The sequence below is a fragment of the Stenotrophomonas sp. NPDC077461 genome, assembly GCF_049545475.1.
Classification (GTDB): Bacteria; Pseudomonadota; Gammaproteobacteria; order Xanthomonadales; family Xanthomonadaceae; genus Stenotrophomonas; species Stenotrophomonas nematodicola.
Map to the genome: position 1 here is coordinate 1 of NZ_JBMWDO010000004.1, position 18,398 is coordinate 18,398.

23 protein-coding genes are annotated in these 18,398 nt (G+C 64.8%); 20 read left to right on the forward strand and 3 right to left on the reverse strand.

The window, feature by feature from the left end; genetic code table 11:
• From rplX to ACPEH8_RS08590, 18 genes are all read left to right on the forward strand, one after another.
• Positions 1-315: 50S ribosomal protein L24 (gene rplX / locus ACPEH8_RS08505; protein WP_423666505.1), on the forward strand; the 315-nt coding region annotated here is incomplete at its 5' end.
• Between the two features lie 10 nt (positions 316-325).
• The gene (gene rplE, locus ACPEH8_RS08510; RefSeq protein WP_017355417.1) at positions 326-868 is read left to right on the forward strand and encodes a 50S ribosomal protein L5; all 543 of its coding nucleotides are present in this window, start codon (positions 326-328) and stop codon (positions 866-868) included.
• An 18-nt stretch (positions 869-886) separates the two neighbouring features.
• A complete protein-coding gene (rpsN, locus tag ACPEH8_RS08515) occupies positions 887-1,192 on the forward strand; it encodes a 30S ribosomal protein S14 (RefSeq protein ID WP_017355418.1) in 306 nt (101 codons plus the stop codon).
• A 263-nt stretch (positions 1,193-1,455) separates the two neighbouring features.
• Complete coding sequence (rpsH, locus tag ACPEH8_RS08520; protein WP_017355419.1) at positions 1,456-1,854, forward strand: 30S ribosomal protein S8; 399 nt, start codon at positions 1,456-1,458, stop codon at positions 1,852-1,854.
• An 18-nt stretch (positions 1,855-1,872) separates the two neighbouring features.
• A complete protein-coding gene (rplF, locus tag ACPEH8_RS08525; RefSeq protein ID WP_017355420.1) occupies positions 1,873-2,400 on the forward strand; it encodes a 50S ribosomal protein L6 in 528 nt (175 codons plus the stop codon).
• 31 nt (positions 2,401-2,431) lie between these two features.
• Positions 2,432-2,785 (forward strand): 50S ribosomal protein L18, encoded by a 354-nt coding sequence (rplR, locus tag ACPEH8_RS08530; protein WP_017355421.1) that lies wholly within the window; start codon positions 2,432-2,434, stop codon positions 2,783-2,785.
• 158 nt (positions 2,786-2,943) lie between these two features.
• Positions 2,944-3,486 carry a 30S ribosomal protein S5 gene (rpsE, locus tag ACPEH8_RS08535; RefSeq protein WP_017355422.1) on the forward strand — a complete coding sequence of 181 codons (543 nt, stop codon included), beginning with the start codon at positions 2,944-2,946 and terminating at the stop codon, positions 3,484-3,486.
• The gene (gene rpmD, locus ACPEH8_RS08540) at positions 3,479-3,670 is read left to right on the forward strand and encodes a 50S ribosomal protein L30 (protein WP_017355423.1); all 192 of its coding nucleotides are present in this window, start codon (positions 3,479-3,481) and stop codon (positions 3,668-3,670) included. The genes rpsE and rpmD overlap by 8 nt, the downstream gene beginning before the upstream one ends.
• Before the next feature lie 4 nt (positions 3,671-3,674).
• Positions 3,675-4,118, forward strand: a complete 444-nt coding sequence (rplO, locus tag ACPEH8_RS08545) for a 50S ribosomal protein L15 (RefSeq protein WP_017355424.1) — start codon at positions 3,675-3,677, stop codon at positions 4,116-4,118.
• Positions 4,119-4,121: 3 nt separating this feature from the next.
• Positions 4,122-5,477 carry a preprotein translocase subunit SecY gene (gene secY, locus ACPEH8_RS08550; RefSeq protein WP_136005521.1) on the forward strand — a complete coding sequence of 452 codons (1,356 nt, stop codon included), beginning with the start codon at positions 4,122-4,124 and terminating at the stop codon, positions 5,475-5,477.
• Between the two features lie 347 nt (positions 5,478-5,824).
• Entirely contained in the window at positions 5,825-6,181 is a 357-nt protein-coding gene (rpsM, locus tag ACPEH8_RS08555; protein ID WP_017355426.1) for a 30S ribosomal protein S13, read from the forward strand.
• Positions 6,182-6,193: 12 nt separating this feature from the next.
• On the forward strand, positions 6,194-6,583 hold the full coding sequence (rpsK, locus tag ACPEH8_RS08560; RefSeq protein ID WP_017355427.1) for a 30S ribosomal protein S11: 390 nt from the start codon (positions 6,194-6,196) through the stop codon (positions 6,581-6,583).
• A gap of 14 nt (positions 6,584-6,597) precedes the next feature.
• Complete coding sequence (gene rpsD, locus ACPEH8_RS08565; RefSeq protein WP_017355428.1) at positions 6,598-7,227, forward strand: 30S ribosomal protein S4; 630 nt, start codon at positions 6,598-6,600, stop codon at positions 7,225-7,227.
• Positions 7,228-7,282: 55 nt separating this feature from the next.
• The gene (locus ACPEH8_RS08570; protein ID WP_017355429.1) at positions 7,283-8,281 is read left to right on the forward strand and encodes a DNA-directed RNA polymerase subunit alpha; all 999 of its coding nucleotides are present in this window, start codon (positions 7,283-7,285) and stop codon (positions 8,279-8,281) included.
• Between the two features lie 201 nt (positions 8,282-8,482).
• Positions 8,483-8,866, forward strand: coding sequence for a 50S ribosomal protein L17 (rplQ, locus tag ACPEH8_RS08575; protein ID WP_017355430.1), 384 nt, complete (start codon positions 8,483-8,485; stop codon positions 8,864-8,866).
• A gap of 255 nt (positions 8,867-9,121) precedes the next feature.
• Positions 9,122-9,634, forward strand: a complete 513-nt coding sequence (locus ACPEH8_RS08580) for a disulfide bond formation protein B (RefSeq protein ID WP_017355431.1) — start codon at positions 9,122-9,124, stop codon at positions 9,632-9,634.
• Positions 9,635-9,670: 36 nt separating this feature from the next.
• Entirely contained in the window at positions 9,671-11,053 is a 1,383-nt protein-coding gene (locus ACPEH8_RS08585; RefSeq protein ID WP_017355432.1) for a class II 3-deoxy-7-phosphoheptulonate synthase, read from the forward strand.
• Positions 11,054-11,155: 102 nt separating this feature from the next.
• Positions 11,156-12,259 carry a mechanosensitive ion channel family protein gene (locus tag ACPEH8_RS08590; RefSeq protein WP_423666669.1) on the forward strand — a complete coding sequence of 368 codons (1,104 nt, stop codon included), beginning with the start codon at positions 11,156-11,158 and terminating at the stop codon, positions 12,257-12,259.
• A gap of 106 nt (positions 12,260-12,365) precedes the next feature.
• On the opposite strand, the gene ACPEH8_RS08595 is transcribed toward ACPEH8_RS08590, so the two are convergent.
• From ACPEH8_RS08595 to typA, 3 genes are read right to left on the reverse strand one after another with little or no spacing between them, the layout of a single operon-like run.
• Positions 12,366-13,982, reverse strand: coding sequence for an amidase (locus tag ACPEH8_RS08595; protein WP_423666506.1), 1,617 nt, complete (start codon positions 13,980-13,982; stop codon positions 12,366-12,368).
• 56 nt (positions 13,983-14,038) lie between these two features.
• Positions 14,039-14,524: a DUF2127 domain-containing protein gene (locus ACPEH8_RS08600; RefSeq protein WP_017355435.1), complete on the reverse strand. Its 486-nt coding sequence runs from the start codon at positions 14,522-14,524 to the stop codon at positions 14,039-14,041.
• 12 nt (positions 14,525-14,536) lie between these two features.
• Positions 14,537-16,384, reverse strand: a complete 1,848-nt coding sequence (gene typA / locus ACPEH8_RS08605) for a translational GTPase TypA (RefSeq protein WP_026070669.1) — start codon at positions 16,382-16,384, stop codon at positions 14,537-14,539.
• 268 nt (positions 16,385-16,652) lie between these two features.
• On the opposite strand from typA, the gene ACPEH8_RS08610 reads away from it, so the two are divergent.
• Both ACPEH8_RS08610 and ACPEH8_RS08615 read left to right on the forward strand, forming a co-directional pair.
• A complete protein-coding gene (locus ACPEH8_RS08610) occupies positions 16,653-17,144 on the forward strand; it encodes a peptidylprolyl isomerase (RefSeq protein WP_017355437.1) in 492 nt (163 codons plus the stop codon).
• A 113-nt stretch (positions 17,145-17,257) separates the two neighbouring features.
• Positions 17,258-18,244: a malate dehydrogenase gene (locus ACPEH8_RS08615; protein ID WP_017355438.1), complete on the forward strand. Its 987-nt coding sequence runs from the start codon at positions 17,258-17,260 to the stop codon at positions 18,242-18,244.
• Positions 18,245-18,398 lie beyond the last annotated feature (154 nt).

Sequence of the window (18,398 nt, forward strand, 5' to 3'; positions counted from 1 at the left end):
GCTAACCGTAACAACACGGGCGACCAGGTCGTCGTCAACACCGGCAAGGACAAGGGCAAGCAGGGCGAAGTCGTCCGCGTCGACGGCGATCGTGTGATCGTCGCCAACGTGAACATCGTCAAGCGCCACACCAAGCCGAATCCGCAGGCAGGCGTTGCCGGCGGCGTGGTCGAGCGTGAAGCGTCGATCCATATCTCCAACGTGAACGTGCTCAACCCGGCTTCGGGCAAGGGCGAACGCGTTGGTTTCAAGGTGCTGGAGGATGGACGCAAACTGCGTGTGTTCCGCTCCAGCGGTGAGGCGCTCGACGCCTGAGGATGCGCTGATGAATACCCGTCTCGAAAAGTTCTACAAGGAAGAAGTGGTGCCGGCGCTGATGAAGCAGTTCGGCTACACCAATCCGATGCAGGTTCCGAAGCTGGTCAAGGTCACCCTGAACATGGGTGTCGGCGAAGCAGCCACGAACAAGAAGATCCTGGAAAACGCCGTCGCCGACATGGCCAAGGTCTCCGGCCAGAAGCCGGTCGTGACCAAGTCCCGCGTCTCGGTGGCTTCGTTCAAGATCCGCGATGGTTGGCCGATCGGCTGCAAGACCACGCTGCGTCGTGAAAAGATGTATGAGTTCCTGGACCGCCTGATCAACATCTCGCTGCCGCGCGTGCGCGACTTCCGCGGTGTCTCGGGTCGTTCCTTCGACGGTCGTGGCAACTTCAACATGGGTGTGAAGGAACAGATCATCTTCCCGGAAATCGACTTCGACGCTGTCGACGCGATCCGCGGCATGGATATCGCCATCACCACCACCGCCAAGACCGACGCGGAAGCGAAGGCGCTGCTCGCAGCGTTCAAGTTCCCGTTCCGTAACTGATACGTCGAGGAATCCGAAATGGCAAAGACCTCCATGGTCAACCGCGATCTGAAGCGTGCCAAGCTGGCCGCCAAGTACGCCGGTAAGCGTGAAGAGCTGAAGAAGATCATCTCCAGCCCGACCGCTTCGTACGACGAAAAGGCTGACGCCGTGGTCAAGTTGCAGAAGCTGCCGCGCGATTCGTCGCCGAGCCGCCACCGCAACCGCTGCGAACTGTCCGGCCGCCCGCGTGGCGTTTACAGCAAGTTCGGCCTCGGCCGCAACAAGCTGCGTGAAGCCACCATGCGTGGTGACGTGCCGGGCCTGCGCAAGGCCAGCTGGTAAGGGATTCGTCCCGGAACCTGCTTCGCATCCCCAGGGTGCGGAGCAGGGGGACCAACCGGTTCATTCAGGTTTGTCCCCAATTGAAGAGTCCGGCGCAAGTCGGGCTCTTTTTGCCGTATACTCCCGCGTCTTGCCTTTTCACAGGGGCGAGGGTAGGGCGGGCCGCCGGTCCGCCGGTCACTATGTGAAGGGTACTGGCCCCTCCCAGGAACACAGCAAGATTTTCGCGAAAGCGGATATCGGTGCACTCAAAGGTATCGACTATGAGCATGACTGATCCCATCGCCGACCTGCTGGTACGCATCAAGAATGCGGCCGCGGTTGGCAAGCAGACGGTGAAGGCACCGTCCTCCAAGATCAAGGTTGCAATCGCAGAAGTGTTGAAGGCCGAAGGCTACATCACCGACCTGCGCGTGACCAAGACCGAGAACAACAAGGCCGAGCTTGAAATCGTCCTGAAGTATTTCGAAGGCAAGCCGGTCATCGAGACCCTGAAGCGCTTCTCGCGTTCGGGTCTGCGTCAGTACCGCGGCAAGTCCGAGCTGCCGAAGGTCCTCAATGGCCTGGGCATCTCCATCATCTCCACCTCCAAGGGCATCATGACTGATGCGCAGGCGCGCCAGCTGGGCGTCGGCGGCGAAGTCCTGTGCTTCGTGGCCTAAGGCGAGAAGGAAACTACTATGTCCCGCGTAGCCAAGAAGCCGGTCAACCTGCCCAAGGGCGTTGAACTGAACATCCAGCCGGAATCCGTCAGTGTGAAGGGCCCGAAGGGCACCCTGTCGCTGCCGAAGGTCGCTGGCGTCGAAATCACCGTTGAAAACGGCGTTGCCAACCTGGCCGCCAACGATCCGTCGCTGACTGCCCTCACCGGCACCGTGCGCGCGATCCTGGCCAACATGGTCCACGGCGTCACCGAAGGCTTCGAGCGCAAGCTCGAGCTGGTCGGCGTCGGTTACCGTGCCGCCATGCAGGGCAAGGACCTGAACCTGTCGCTCGGTTTCTCGCACCCGGTGGTGTTCGTGGCGCCGGAAGGCATCACCCTGTCGACTCCGACCCAGACCGAAATCGTGGTCCAGGGCACGGACAAGCAGCAGGTGGGCGAAGTTGCCGCCAAGATCCGTGGTTACCGTCCGCCGGAGCCCTACAAGGGCAAGGGTGTGAAGTACGCCGGCGAAGTCATCATTCGTAAGGAAGCCAAGAAGGCCTGATTCAGGTCCTCAGCTTTCAAGGAAAAAGATAATGAACAAGAACATCGCTCGCCTGCGTCGTGCCAAGTCGACCCGTGCACACATCCGCGAACTCGGCGTGCCGCGTCTGTCGGTGCTGCGCACCGGTCAGCACCTGTACGCCCAGGTCTTCACCGCCGACGGCTCCAAGGTGCTGGCAGCTGCCAACACCACCCAGGCCGACGTCAAGGAAGGTCTGAAGAACGGCAAGAACAGCGACGCCGCCGCCAAGGTTGGCAAGTTGGTCGCCGAGCGCGCCAAGGCTGCGGGCATCGAGAAGGTCGCTTTCGACCGCTCGGGCTACCGCTACCACGGCCGCATCAAGGCGCTGGCCGATGCAGCCCGCGAAGGCGGCCTGCAGTTCTAAGGGATAAGGAAGCGGGGCATGTCCCCGCTTCCGCCTGCCTGCCGGCGCGGGTTGCGCCGGGCGACGTCCTTCTTATGCAGGGGCGCTCGATCCACCGCTTCATCTCACAGCTATAAGCGGCCCCGAGCCGTACATACTCAATCAATCAAGGAATCAACATGGCAGAAGAACGTCAGCCGCGGGGTCGCGATCGCGATCGCAACCGCGAAGAGAAAGTCGACGACGGCATGATCGAGAAGCTGGTCGCGGTCAACCGCGTCAGCAAGACCGTCAAGGGCGGTCGCCAGTTCACCTTCACCGCACTGACCGTGGTTGGTGATGGCGAAGGCAAGGTCGGTTTCGGTTACGGCAAGGCGCGCGAAGTGCCGGTCGCGATCCAGAAGTCGATGGAGCAGGCCCGCAAGAACCTGGCCACCGTCGATCTGAACAACGGCACCCTGTGGCACCCGGTGAAGGCCGGCCACGGCGCAGCCCGCGTGTTCATGATGCCGGCGTCGGAAGGTACCGGTGTCATCGCCGGCGGCGCCATGCGCGCTGTGCTGGAAGCCGTTGGCGTGAAGAACGTGCTGGCCAAGGCGGTCGGTTCGCGTAACCCGATCAACCTGGTTCGCGCCACGCTGAAGGGCCTGACCGACATGCAGTCGCCGGTCCGCATTGCGGCCAAGCGCGGCAAGAAGGTGGAGGATCTCAATCATGGCTAATGAAACCGCCAAGACCGTGAAGGTCCGCCTGGTGCGTGGCCTGCGTGGCACCCAGTCGCGTCACCGCCTGTCGGTGCGTGCGCTGGGCCTGAACAAGCTCAATGATGTGCGTGAACTGAAGGACAGCCCGCAGGTTCGCGGCCTGATCAACAAGGTTCAGTACCTCGTCCAGGTTGAGGAATAATCCAATGACCATGCATCTCAATGAACTGAGCCCGGCGCCGGGCGCGCGCAAAGAGCGCACCCGCGTGGGCCGTGGTATCGGCTCGGGCCTGGGCAAGACCTGTGGCCGCGGCCACAAGGGTTCGTTCGCCCGCAAGGGTGGCGGCAAGATCAAGGCAGGCTTCGAAGGCGGCCAGACCCCCATGCAGCGTCGTCTGCCGAAGGTCGGTTTCCGTTCCAAGATCGCCAAGGACACTGCTGAAGTCCTGTCGTACCACCTGGACAAGCTGGAGGCCGGTGAGGTCGATTTCGCCGCGCTGCGCGCTGCGAAGCTGGTCCCGAGCACGGCCAAGAAGGCCAAGATCGTCATGAAGGGCGGCCTGACCAAGGCCTTCACCCTGAAGGGCATCGCAGCAACGGCCGGTGCCAAGGCCGCGATCGAAGCTGCCGGCGGCAGCGTACAGGAGTAAGACATGGCGCAAGCTGGCATTGGTAACCTCGGCGGCGGGCTCGGCAAGTTCACGGAACTTCGCCAGCGTCTGCTGTTCGTCCTCGGGGCTTTGGCTGTCTATCGCATCGGCTGTTATGTGCCGGTGCCGGGCGTCAATCCCGATGCCATGCTTGCGCTCATGCAGGCGCAGGGCGGCGGCATCGTGGACATGTTCAACATGTTCTCGGGCGGCGCCCTGCACCGTTTCAGCATTTTCGCGCTGAACGTCATGCCGTACATTTCGGCATCGATCGTGATGCAGCTGGCGGTCCATATCTTCCCGGCATTGAAGGCGATGCAGAAGGAAGGCGAATCGGGCCGTCGCAAGATCACCCAGTATTCCCGCATCGGCGCCGTGTTCCTGGCGGTGGTGCAGGGCGGCAGCATCGCGCTGGCGCTGCAGGACCAGCTGTCCCCGAGCGGTGCGCCCGTGGTCTACGCGCCTGGCATGGGCTTTGTGCTCACGGCCGTGGTCGCGCTGACCGCCGGCACCATCTTCCTGATGTGGGTCGGTGAGCAGGTCACCGAGCGTGGCATCGGCAATGGTGTGTCGCTGATCATCTTCGCCGGCATCGTCGCCGGCCTGCCTGGCGCGGTCATCCACACCCTGGAAGCCTACCGCGAGGGCAACATGAGCTTCATCGCCCTGCTGCTGATCGTGCTGGTGGTGTTGGCCTTCACCTACTTCGTGGTGTTCGTCGAACGCGGCCAGCGCCGCATCACGGTGAACTATGCACGTCGTCAGGGCGGCCGCAACGCGTACATGAACCAGACCTCGTTCCTGCCGCTGAAGCTGAACATGGCGGGCGTGATTCCGGCCATCTTCGCCTCCAGCATCCTGGCGTTCCCGACGACCCTGGCAATGTGGTCCGGCCAGGCCAGTTCGGCCACGTGGCTGCAGAAGGTTGCCAGCGCCCTTGGGCCGGGCGAGCCGCTGCACATGATCGTCTTCGCCGCGCTGATCACCGGTTTCGCGTTCTTCTATACCGCGCTGGTGTTCAACTCGCAGGAAACCGCCGACAACCTGAAGAAGTCCGGCGCACTGATTCCGGGCATCCGCCCGGGCAAGGCCACCGCCGATTACATCGACGGCGTGCTGACCCGCTTGACGGCCGCCGGCTCGCTGTACCTGGTGATCGTGTGTCTGCTGCCGGAAATCATGCGGACCCAGCTCGGCGCGTCGTTCTACTTCGGTGGTACCTCGCTGCTGATCGTGGTGGTGGTGGTGATGGACTTCATTGCCCAGATCCAGGCGCACCTGATGTCGCACCAGTATGAGAGCCTGTTGAAGAAGGCCAACCTGAAGGGCGGCAACCGCGGCGGTTTTGCCCGCGGCTGATTCACCTGTTACACTTGTCTTCTTGTTGCGAAGGCCCTCCGGTTCCCGGACCTGGCCTTCCAAATCGAAGGGCGGCCCCCGCAGCGGTCTCGGGTGGGGGTGAGATGTGGTGGTCCCGCGCGGGAGTAGCGCGGGCGGCGGCGAGGGCAACCTCTGCAGTCAACGACATCCGGCGCCGGAGCATGGGCACACTCCCCATGCCGGGTTCATGAAACCTTCGTGGTTTCACGGGCTTCCAAGTAAACCGAGACCTTGATAGAATCGCTAGTTCACTTTTTTGATCCATCCTGCCGGATTGGCGCGCCCGTGGTGCGCTGTCGGCCATCACTCAGCTGGAGAACCGCGTCATGGCGCGTATTGCAGGCGTCAACCTGCCAGCCCAGAAGCACGTCTGGGTCGGGTTGCAAAGCATTTACGGCATCGGCCGTACCCGTTCGAAGAAGGTCTGCGACGCCGCAGGCGTGACCTCGACCACCAAGATCCGCGATCTGTCGGAGCCGGAAATCGAGCGTCTGCGCTCGGAAGTGGCCAAGTACATCGTGGAAGGCGATCTGCGCCGTGAAATCGGTATCGCGATCAAGCGCCTGATGGATCTGGGCTGCTACCGCGGTCTGCGTCACCGTCGCGGCCTGCCGCTGCGTGGCCAGCGCACCCGTACCAACGCCCGCACCCGCAAGGGCCCGCGCAAGGCGATCAGGAAGTAAGGGACCTAAGAAATGGCTAAGCCCGTCGCTAAGACCAAGAAGAAGATCAAGCGCGTCGTCACTGACGGCGTTGCCCACGTCCACGCTTCTTTCAACAACACCATCGTGACCATCACCGACCGTCAGGGCAACGCTCTGTCGTGGGCGACCTCCGGTGGCGCTGGCTTCCGCGGTTCGCGCAAGTCCACCCCGTTCGCTGCCCAGGTGGCTGCCGAGAAGGCCGGCCGTGCCGCGCTCGACTACGGCGTCAAGTCCCTGGAAGTCCGCATCAAGGGCCCGGGTCCGGGTCGTGAGTCGGCCGTGCGCTCGCTGAACAACGTGGGCTACAAGATCACCAACATCATCGACGTGACGCCTATCCCGCACAACGGGTGCCGTCCGCCGAAGAAGCGTCGCGTCTAAAGGAGCGATAAGAAATGGCTCGTTATATCGGTCCTACCTGTAAGCTCGCCCGCCGCGAAGGCGCCGACCTTTCCCTCAAGAGCCCGGCGCGTGCGCTGGACTCCAAGTGCAAGCTGGAGCAGAAGCCCGGCCAGCACGGCGCGACCGCCCGCAAGGGCAAGCTGTCCGACTACGCCACCCAGCTGCGTGAAAAGCAGAAGGTCAAGCGTATCTACGGCCTGCTGGAGCGTCAGTTCCGCAACTACTACAAGAAGGCCTCGACCAAGAAGGGCAACACCGGCGAGAACCTGCTGCAGCTGTTGGAAACCCGTCTGGACAACGTCGTCTATCGCATGGGCTTCGCTGTGACCCGTCCGGCTGCGCGTCAGCTGGTTTCGCACCGCGGCGTCACCGTGAACGGCAAGTCGGTCAACCTGGCTTCGTACCAGGTCAAGGCTGGCGACGCCGTCGCTCTGTCCGAGAAGGCTGCCAAGCAGCTGCGCGTTCAGGAAGCCCTGACCGTTGCCGCCCAGCACGACCTGCGTCCGTCGTGGGTTGAAGTGGATTCCGGCAAGTTCGCCGGCATCTTCAAGGCTGTGCCGGATCGTGCGGACCTGCCTGCGGATATCAACGAAGCGCTGATCGTCGAGTTGTATTCGAAGTAATTCACATTGGAGAATCCCCGGCGACGGCCGGGGATTCACTAGGAGAACCCGCAACATGACGGTTACCGCCAACCAGGTTCTGCGTCCTCGCGGTCCGCAGATCGAACGCCTTACCGACACCCGCGCCAAGGTCGTTATCGAGCCCTTGGAGCGTGGTTACGGGCATACGCTGGGCAATGCCCTGCGTCGCGTGCTGCTGTCGTCCATCCCGGGCTTCGCCATCACGGAAGTCGAGATCGACGGCGTGCTGCACGAGTACACCACGCTCGAAGGCTTGCAGGAGGACGTGCTGGAAGTCCTGCTCAACCTGAAGGACGTGGCCATCCGTATGCATACCGGTGACAGCGCCACGCTGTCGCTGTCCAAGCAGGGTCCGGGTGTTGTGACCGCTGCCGATATCAAGGTCGACCACAACGTCGAGATCCTCAACAACGACCATATCATTTGCCACCTGACCAAGGACACGGCAATCAATATGCGTCTGAAGATCGAGCGTGGCTTCGGCTACCAGCCGGCGGCCGCGCGTCGTCGTCCGGACGAAGAAACCCGTGCCATCGGTCGTCTGGTCCTGGACGCCTCGTTCTCGCCGGTCCGTCGCGTCGCCTATTCGGTGGAAGCGGCCCGCGTCGAACAGCGTACCGACCTGGACAAGCTGGTCCTGGATATCGAAACCAACGGCACGATCGATGCCGAGGAAGCCGTGCGCACCGCCGCCGACATCCTCAGCGATCAGCTGTCGGTGTTCGGTGACTTCACCCACCGCGACCGCGGTGCGGCCAAGCCGGCCAACAACGGCGTGGATCCGGTGCTGCTGCGCCCGATCGACGACCTGGAACTGACCGTGCGTTCGGCCAACTGCCTGAAGGCAGAGAGCATTTACTACATCGGCGATCTGATCCAGAAGACCGAAGTGGAACTGCTCAAGACCCCGAACCTCGGCAAGAAGTCGCTGACCGAGATCAAGGAAGTCCTCGCACAGCGCGGTCTTTCGCTCGGCATGAAGCTGGAGAACTGGCCGCCGGCCGGTGTCGCCCAGCACGGCATGCTCGGCTGATCCAGCGCTACGCAAGATGCTTGACCCCGCACCTTCGGGTGCGGGGGCTTCACCCGCAACACCTCGCATCGACAGGCCCATAGCCTGCGGTGACGGTCGGCCAGGAGGGCCGGCACCGGACCATCCGCAGTCCAAGCAGCAACGCCGGGAAGGCGACAGCGAAACCCAACCGATCCAACATTCACTTCAGGAATCACCGTCATGCGTCATATGAAATCCGGTCGCAAGTTCAACCGTACCAGCGCCCATCGCGAAGCAATGTTCAAGAACATGGCCGCGTCGCTGTTCAAGCACGAGCTGATCAAGACCACCCTGCCGAAGGCCAAGGAACTGCGCCGCGTCGCCGAGCCGCTGATCACCCTGGCCAAGGTCGACTCCGTCGCCAACCGCCGTCTGGCCTTCGCCCGTCTGCGCGACCAGGAAGCCGTCGGCAACCTGTTCACCATCCTGGGCCCGCGCTACGCGACCCGTCCGGGTGGCTACCTGCGTCTGTTGAAGTGCGGCTTCCGCGCTGGCGACAACGCGCCGATGGCCTATGTGGAACTGGTGGACCGTCCGGCCGTGGCTGAAGCCGTCGAAGAGTAATCGACGGGCAACACCCGTTATTCGGTGAAGAACCCGGCCTCGTGCCGGGTTTTTCCGTTTTCGGGTGCTGAAGACGGAAGCAACGTCCCCCGTTGGGCGTCTGGCGTCCCGGGGCGCTGACCTGCAGCGACGCGTGGTGGTTGGCGTCTGGCTTCCATCCGGAACACGCTGTCTGGTCGGCTGGGCCGATGGTCGGCGGCAGAGGGGCGTGAGGGCCTGTTAATCTTGGTGTCTGGACGTTCACGAGTGTTGGCAATGAATCCACTGCGTTGGAGTTACCGTGCCCAGTTCCTGCTGGGCTTCCTGGTCTGCGTTGGCCTGCTCGCCTACGCGATCTTCCTGCAGCTCAAGATCGGCCTTGAGCCGTGCCCGCTGTGCATCTTCCAGCGGCTGGCGTTTGCCGCGCTGGGTCTGCTGTTCCTGATCGGGGCGTTGCATGGCCCGCGTGAGCGCGCGGGGCGCGCGACGTACGGCGTCCTGGCCTTCATTGCCGCCGCGGTGGGAATCGGCATTGCCGGGCGCCATGTCTATGTGCAGCTGCTGCCCAAGGACATGGGGTCGAGCTGCGGCCCGCCGCTGGCCTTTCTCAGCGAGACGATGGGACCGCTGGAAGTGTTCCGCACCGTGCTGACCGGTACCGGTGATTGCGGCAATATCGATTGGCAGTTCCTGGGGCTGACCATGCCGATGTGGAGCCTGGTGTGGTTCGTGCTGCTCGCTGCCTGGGCGTTGTTCGCCTCATTCCGTCGCCCCGCGCGACGTAGCTGATTCCCCTGATTGCTCTACCCCCCACTGGATATACCGATGAATGCTGCCGACCCCGCCACTGCCCCCGCCATGCTGCCGACCGACTGGTCGCCGGAGAGCTGGCGCGGCAGGCCGGCCCTGCAGATGCCGACCTATCCCGATCCGGTGGCGCTGGATGCGGCGTTGCATGAGCTCAAGCGCCTGCCACCATTGGTCACGTCGTGGGAAATCCTGGCGCTGAAGCAGCAGCTCGCCGAGGCCCAGGAGGGCAAGCGCTTCCTGCTGCAGGGCGGCGACTGTGCCGAGAACTTCAGCGACTGCGAGTCCACCACCATTTCCAACCGGCTCAAGGTGCTGCTGCAGATGAGCCTGGTGCTGGTGCATGGGCTGCGCAAGCCGGTGACGCGGGTGGGGCGCTTTGCCGGGCAGTACGCCAAGCCGCGCTCGGCCGATACCGAAACGCGCGATGGGGTCACATTGCCCAGCTACCGCGGCGATGTGATCAATGCGCCGGAGTTCACCGAGGCGGCGCGGCTGCCGGACCCGCGGCGGATGCTGCAGGCGCATGCGCACTCGGCGATGACCATGAACTTCGTGCGGGCGCTGATCGACGGTGGCTTCGCCGACCTGCACCACCCCGAATACTGGAACCTGGAGTGGGTCCGGCATTCGCCGCTGGCCGGTGACTACCAGAAGATGGTGGCGTCGATCGGCGATGCGGTGCGCTTCATGGAGACGCTGGCCGGGTCGCAGGTGCACAACCTCAACCGGATCGATTTCTACACCTCGCACGAGGCGCTGCTGCTGCCCTACGAGCAGGCGCTGACCCGCCAGGTGCCGCGCCAGCAGGGCTGGTTGAACCTGAGCACGCACTATCCGTGGATCGGCATGCGTACGGCCGCGCTGGACGGGGCGCACGTGGAGTACCTGCGTGGTGTGCGCAACCCGATCGCGATCAAGGTGGGGCCGTCGGTGCAGCCGGATCAGCTGCTGCGTCTGATCGACGTGCTCAACCCGCACGACGAACCGGGGCGCCTGAGCTTCATCCATCGCATGGGGGCGGCGCAGATCGCCGAGAAGCTGCCGCCGCTGCTGCAGGCGGTCAAGCGCGACGGCCGGCGCGTGCTGTGGGTGTGCGATGCGATGCATGGCAATACCGAAAGCACCAGCAATGGCTTCAAGACGCGTCGCTTCGACAATGTGCGCAGCGAGGTGGAGATGTCGTTCGACCTGCACGCTGCCGCCGGCACGCGTCTGGGCGGCGTGCATCTGGAGCTGACCGGTGAGGACGTGACCGAATGCACAGGCGGCGCGCGGGAGCTGACCGAGCGTGACCTGGAGCGTGCCTACCGCTCTTCGGTGGACCCGCGGTTGAACTACGAGCAGTCGCTGGAAATTGCGATGGCGATCGTGCGCAAGCAGGAGCACCACGTCGCCTGACGGCGGCGTCCACGCCCGGCTGACATCCGGGCGACATCGCGGTCATCGCCGCACCGGCATTCTGTGGTCGTCCAGACGGGATCACGGGAGCGTGCGGTGACAGTGGATTGGCAGGTGGCAGCGGCGTATCTATGGCCGGTGGCGATCGCGCTGGCGGTCGGTGTGGTCGGGTGGTGGTTGCTGATGGCGCTGACGCGTCGCCTGAAAGGCAGCGAGCGGCGGCGCGCGCGGATCGCGCGGGTGTTCAGTCGCCCGCTGGCGTTCGCCTTGCCCCTGCTGCTGCTGATTCCTGCGCTGGAAGCCACGCCGCTGCAGGGGCGCTGGCTCGATCAGTCGCTGCGGCTGCTGCACATCGGGCTGACCGCCTGCGTGATCTGGTGCCTGGTGCGGGCGGTCGCGGCCGGCGAGCAGGCCATCCTGCGCGACCACCCGGTGGAAGTGGCGGACAATCTGGAGGCCCGCCGCATCCAGACCCAGACCCGCGTGCTCAGCCGTGTGCTGATGGGGGCGATCATCCTGGTCGGGGTATCGCTGATCCTGTTGACCTTCCCGATGGTGCGCCAGATCGGCACGGCGCTGCTGGCCTCGGCGGGTATCATCGGGCTGGTCGCCGGTATCGCCGCCAAGCCGGTATTCGGCAATCTGATCGCCGGGCTGCAGATCGCCTTGACCCAGCCGATCCGCCTGGACGACGTGGTGATCGTGGAGGGCGAATGGGGCCGGGTCGAGGAGATCGGCAGCAGCTACGTGGTGGTCCGGATTTGGGATGAGCGGCGCATGGTGGTGCCGCTGACGTGGTTCATCGAGCACCCGTTCCAGAACTGGACCCGGCGCAGCGCGGACCTGCTGGGGACGGCTTTCCTGTGGCTCGACTATCGGGCGCCGATCAACGCGATCCGCGCCGAGCTGGAACGGATCTGCCATGCCGAGCCGCTCTGGGATGGGCGGGTGTGCGTCACCCAGGTCACCGAGACGTCGGAGCACACCGTGCAGGTGCGTCTGCTGGTCAGTGCGCGCAACTCCGGCGATGCGTTCGACCTGCGCTGCCTGGTGCGTGAACGGATGCTGGACTTCATTGCCCGCGAGCACCCACAGGCGTTGCCTCGCACCCGCGCCGAGCTGCTCCGGCAGCCCGATCCGCCGCAGCGGCCGGACGCGCAGCCGCTGGACGGCGTGCGTTCGCCCGGCGCCGAAGACGGCCCGTAGAGCCAGCCGCCGGCCGGCTGGCGTATGGATGCGCGCCATCCCGGTAGCCCAGGCATACAGGAGCGGCCAGCCGGCCTGCGCTGCGCCAGGCGGCGCGCGCATTACCTCAGGGGGGTGCCGTATGCGGCAGCAGCGTGTCGGTCTTGAAGCGCGGCGGACGGCGTGCCCGGGTGCGCTGCTCGTAGGCAAAGCCCAGTTCGATCAGGCGCGGCTCGCTCCACGCTGTGCCCATGAACAGCAGCCCCAGCGGCAGGCCGTCGACATGCGCCATCGGCACGGTCAGGCTCGGGTAGCCGGCCACGGCGGCGGCGCTGTAGCTCTCGCCCGGAAAATCGTCGCCGTGGCCATCGCGGATCGGCCAGGCCACACCGGTGGTGGGGGCGATCAGGGCATCGAGCTGCTGCGCGTGCAGCGCGGCATCGATCCCCTCCGGACCGGCCAGGCGGCGTGCGTCGCTGCGGGCGCGGATGTACTCGGGCGTCCCCAGGCCGTCGGTGGTGTTGGCCAGTTCCATGATTTCCTGGCCGAACAGGCTCATTTCCCTGCCGGCGTGCTCGCGGTTCCAGGCAATGACCTCGTCGAGGCTGCGCACCGGTGCCTTGTAGGTGGTGAAGTAGCGCTGCAGGCCGGCCTTGAACTCGTGCAGCAGCACCGTCCGTTCCGCGTCCTGCCACTGGCCCTGCGTGGGCAGGCTGGCCGGCACAACGACCGCGCCGGCCTCGCGCAGGATCGCAATGGCGTGGTCCAGCGCCGGGCCGATGCCGGGGCGCTTTTCCAGCCCGGTGTACAGCACGCCGATGCGTGCGCCACGCAGGCCGTCCGGATTCAGTCGCGAGGTGTAGTCGTACACCGCGCGGCCGGGCATGGTCGCGGTCGCCGGATCGGCATCGTCGCGCCCGGCCATTGCGGTGAGCAGCGCGGCGGCGTCGGCCACGCTGCGGGTCATCGGGCCGGCGGTGTCCTGGCTGAAGGAGATCGGGATGATGCCTTCGCGGCTGACCAGGCCCACGGTCGGCTTCAGGCCGACGACGCCGTTGATGGCGGCGGGGCAGACGATGCTGCCGTCGGTTTCGGTGCCGACCGCGGCCGAGGCGAGGTTGGCGGCCACGGCGACCGCGCTGCCGCTGCTGGAGCCGCAGGGGTTGTGGCTGAGGCGATAGGGGTTGCGGGTCTGTCCGCCACGTGCGCTCCAGCCGGAAATGGACCGGGTGGAGCGGAAGTTGGCCCACTCGCTGAGGTTGGTCTTGCCCAGGATCAGGGCGCCGGCACCGCGCAGGCGCCCCACCAGGAACGCATCGTCGGGGCGGAACCCCTCCAGGGCGAGCGAGCCGGCGGTGGTGCTCATCGGGGTGGCACCGATGTTGTCCTTTAGCAGGACCGGAATGCCGTGCAGGGGGCCGCGCAGCTGACCGGCACGCCGTTCGGCGTCGAGCTGGGCGGCGTCCTTGAGCGCATCAGGGTTGAGTTCGATCACCGCGCGCAGGCGTGGGCCGGCGCGATCCAGGCGGGCGATGCGTTCCAGGTACGCGCGGGTCAGGGTGACGCTGTCCAGTTCGCCGGCGGCCATGCGTGACTGCAGGTCGGCGATGCCGGTTTCGGCGTACGGGAAGGGGGCCGCGGGGGCGGAGGGCGTGGCGGCATCGCGTGCGTGCGCCGGCAGGGGCGCGGGCGTGCACCCCATCAGGGTGCAGACGATCAGCAGGGGTGTCAGCGACAGGCGCATCGGTGCGTCCCGGAAACCGGCCGACAGGCTAACCAGCGGCCGTACCGCTTGGCAACTCAGGCCTGTGCCGGGGGGCCGCCATGCCGCTTGCGGATATCGCGGGCGAGCACACCGACCACGATCAGATTGATCACCAGCACCGACCACGAGGCCCAGCCAGGGTGGCGGATGATGGCGTAGACATCGAACGGCAGATAGATGCCGGCGGTGACGCAGCCCAGCCAGGATGCCCAGGCTTTGGCACGCCAGAGACCCCAGGCCTCGAAAAGGTGCAGCACACCGTAGGCGACCATCGCCGCGGCGGCGAGGTGGACGGCATCGGGGCTGATCATGTTGAGCAGCGAGGGCAGGGTGCCGTGATCCGGGTCCAGACTGAAACGCCGGATCAGGGCATTGACCGCATCGCGAAGCGGCTGCGGACCGAGAATCTCCAGTCCGGTGGCCGCCAGCAGCGCCAGTGCCGCCTTGCTGGCTTCCAGCAAGGCGATCACATGGAGACCCGGATGCCTGTGCGGATCCGGGTTATAGGGCGTGTCGGTCACGACAGGGTCCGATCAACCGCCGCGCGAGGCCTTCTTGCGGTCGCTTTCGGTCAGGAACTTCTTGCGCAGGCGGATCTCCTTCGGGGTGATCTCGACCAGCTCGTCGTCCTCGATGAAGTCCAGGGCCTGCTCCAGCGAGTACTTGATTGCCGGGGTCAGCTGGATCGCATCGTCCTTGCCCGAAGCGCGCATGTTGGTCAGCGGCTTGGTCTTGATCGCATTGACGGTCAGGTCGTTGTCCTTGGAGTGGATACCGATCAGCTGGCCTTCGTACACGTTATCGCCTTCAGCGGCGAACAGCTTGCCGCGCTCCTGCAGCGGCCCCAGCGAGTAAGCGGGGGTGGCGCCTGGCGCATTGGCGATCATCACGCCGTTCTGGCGCTTGGCGATGGCGCCCTGTTCCTTCGGGCCGTAATGATCGAACACGTGGAACAGCAGGCCCGAACCCTGGGTCAGGGTCTTGAACTCGTTCTGGAAACCGATCAGGCCACGGGCCGGGATCATGTATTCCAGGCGCACACGGCCCTTGCCGTCCGGCTCCATGTTCTTGAGCTGGCCCTTGCGGGTACCCAGCTTTTCCATCACGCCGCCCTGGTGCACTTCTTCCACGTCCACCACGAGCTGTTCGATCGGCTCCATAGCCTGGCCATCGATCTGCTTGATGATCACTTCCGGACGCGAGACGGCCAGTTCGTAGCCTTCACGACGCATGTTTTCGATCAGCACCGACAGGTGCAGTTCGCCACGGCCGGAGACCAGGAACTTGTCGGCGTCTTCCAGCTGTTCAACCTTCAGGGCCACGTTGTGGACCTGTTCGCGGTCCAGGCGGTCCTTGATCTGGCGGCTGGTCAGGAACTTGCCGCCGGACAGATCCTTGTTGCCCGCGAACGGCGAGTTGTTGACCTGGAAGGTCATCGAGATGGTGGGTTCGTCGACGGTCAGCGCCGGCAGGGCTTCCGGGGTTTCCGGGTGGCACAGGGTGTCGGAGATGGTCAGCTCCGGAATGCCCGAGATGGCGACGATGTCGCCGGCTTCGGCGCTGTCCTGCTCGATGCGCTCCAGGCCCAGGAAGCCCAGTACCTGCGCGACCTTGCCGTTGCGCTTCTTGCCTTCACGGTCGATCACCGCGACCTGCATGTTCTTCTTCAGGGTGCCGCGCTGGATGCGGCCGATGCCGATCACGCCCACGAAGTTGTTGTAGTCCAGCTGGCTGATGCGCATCTGGAACGGACCTTCCGGGTCCACTTCCGGCTTCGGCGCGTGCTGCATGATCGCTTCGTACAGCGGGGTCATGTCGCCATCGCGCACGCTGTCTTCCAGGCCGGCATAGCCGTTCAGGGCCGAGGCGTAGACGATCGGGAAGTCGAGCTGTTCATTGGTGGCGCCGAGCTTGTCGAACAGGTCGAACACCTGGTCGATCACCCAATCCGGACGCGAGCCGGGGCGGTCGACCTTGTTGACCACCACGATCGGCTTGAAGCCCATCGCGAACGCCTTCTGGGTGACGAAGCGGGTCTGCGGCATCGGGCCGTCCATCGCGTCGACCAGGATCAGCACGGTGTCGACCATCGACAGCACGCGCTCCACTTCGCCGCCGAAGTCGGCGTGTCCCGGGGTGTCGACGATGTTGATCCGGTTCTTGATGCCGGTCTTCTTGTCTTCCCAGGTGATGGCCGTGTTCTTGGCCAGGATGGTGATGCCGCGTTCCTTTTCCTGGTCATTGCTGTCCATCACGCGCTCTGCGAGCACGGTGCGCTCGGAGAGGGTGCCGGACTGCTTGAGCAGCTGGTCGACGAGGGTGGTCTTACCGTGGTCGACGTGGGCGACGATGGCGATGTTGCGAAGATTTTCGATAGACATGCGAAAGGGGGCCAGTCGGCGCCGGATTTGGAAAAAGAAGTCCAACATTATACGGCCAACATGACCAATCGCGAAAAGTGCCTCGCATCCCTTGCCGGACGGGCATTCAGGTAGCGCCGGCCGCTGGCCGGTCCCCAGGCTGAACACGGCATGGACACCGGGGTGGGGGGCGGCGGCCGGCATGACGACCATTGTCGGGCGGGCCGGCGGATAATCACGGGTGTATCCTATGCAGCTAACGACAAACCCCCGTACCCCAAGGATTTGCATGTCCCTCATCGCCACTTTCGACACTACCCAGGGCCCGATCAAGGTCGAGCTGTTCGCCGACAAGGCACCCAAGACCGTCGCCAACTTCGTGAACCTGGTCAAGAAGGGCTTCTATGACGGCCTGATCTTCCATCGCGTGATCCCCGACTTCATGATCCAGGGTGGCTGCCCGCAGGGGCGTGGCACCGGCGGCCCGGGCTACAAGTTCGAGGACGAAAAGAACGGCGTGAAGCACCAGATCGGCTCGCTGTCGATGGCCAACGCCGGCCCGAACACCAACGGCAGCCAGTTCTTCATCACCCACATCAAGACCGACTGGCTGGACGGCAAGCACACCGTGTTCGGCCAGGTGCTGGAAGGCCAGGCCATCGTCGATTCGGTCAAGCAGGGCGACGTGATCCATTCGATCACCCTGGAAGGCGACACCGACGCCGTGCTGGCCGCCCAGGCCGACCAGGTGGCCGAGTGGAACAAGATCCTCTCCGCCTGATCCCCTCCAACGGCCTCCTGTAACGGGAGGCCGTTTCGCGTTTCCGGCCGCCCCGCCAGGTTTTCCCCGCCCGGTGGCCACTCCCACACAGCTTTTTAGCAGAGGAAATCCCCATGAAAGCACCTGTTCGTGTTGCCGTGACCGGCGCCGCCGGCCAGATCGGCTACGCCCTGCTGTTCCGCATCGCTTCCGGCGAAATGCTGGGCAAGGACCAGCCGGTCATCCTGCAGCTGCTCGAGCTGCCGGTCGACAAGGCCCAGGCCGCGCTGCGCGGCGTGATGATGGAACTGGAAGACTGCGCCTTCCCGCTGCTGGCCGGCATGGTGGGTACCGATGACGCCGAAGTGGCCTTCAAGGATGCCGACATCGCCCTGCTGGTCGGCGCGCGTCCGCGCGGCCCGGGCATGGAGCGCAAGGACCTGCTGCTGGAAAACGCCAAGATCTTCACCGCGCAGGGCGCGGCGCTGAACAAGGTCGCCAGCCGCAACGTGAAGGTGCTGGTGGTCGGCAATCCGGCCAACACCAACGCCTACATCGCCATGAAGTCGGCGCCGGACCTGAATCCGCGCAACTTCACCGCCATGCTGCGCCTGGACCACAACCGTGCCCTGAGCCAGCTGTCGTCCAAGCTGGGCAAGTCGGTCGGTGGCATCGAGAAGCTGGTCGTGTGGGGCAACCACAGCCCGACCATGTACCCGGACTACCGTTTCGCCACCGCCGATGGTGCCTCCGTCGCCGATGCGATCAACGACCAGGAATGGAATGCCGGCACCTTCATCCCGACCGTGGGCAAGCGCGGCGCGGCGATCATCGAAGCCCGTGGTTCGTCCTCGGCTGCCTCGGCCGCCAATGCCGCCATCGACCACGTGCGCGACTGGGTGCTGGGCAGCAACGGCAAGTGGGTGACGATGGGCGTGCCGTCCGACGGCTCCTACGGCATCCCGGAAGGCGTGATCTTCGGCTTCGCGGTGACCACCGAGAATGGTGAGTACACCCTGGTCAAGGATCTGCCGGTTGACGACTTCAGCCAGAAGTACATCGACAAGACCCTGGCCGAACTGGAAGAAGAGCGCGCCGGCGTCGCCCACCTGCTGGGTTGATCGCGCGCTGCGACTGCATGTGAAAAACGCCGGGCTTGCCCGGCGTTTTTTTTGCTCTTCGACGCTTGGCGGAGGCTCTTCGGTCCACGTCATCGCAAGCCTCGAGGGCCCCGCCGCGGCAACTCGACCCGCCGGCGGCCGCGTCTGTTCCAGG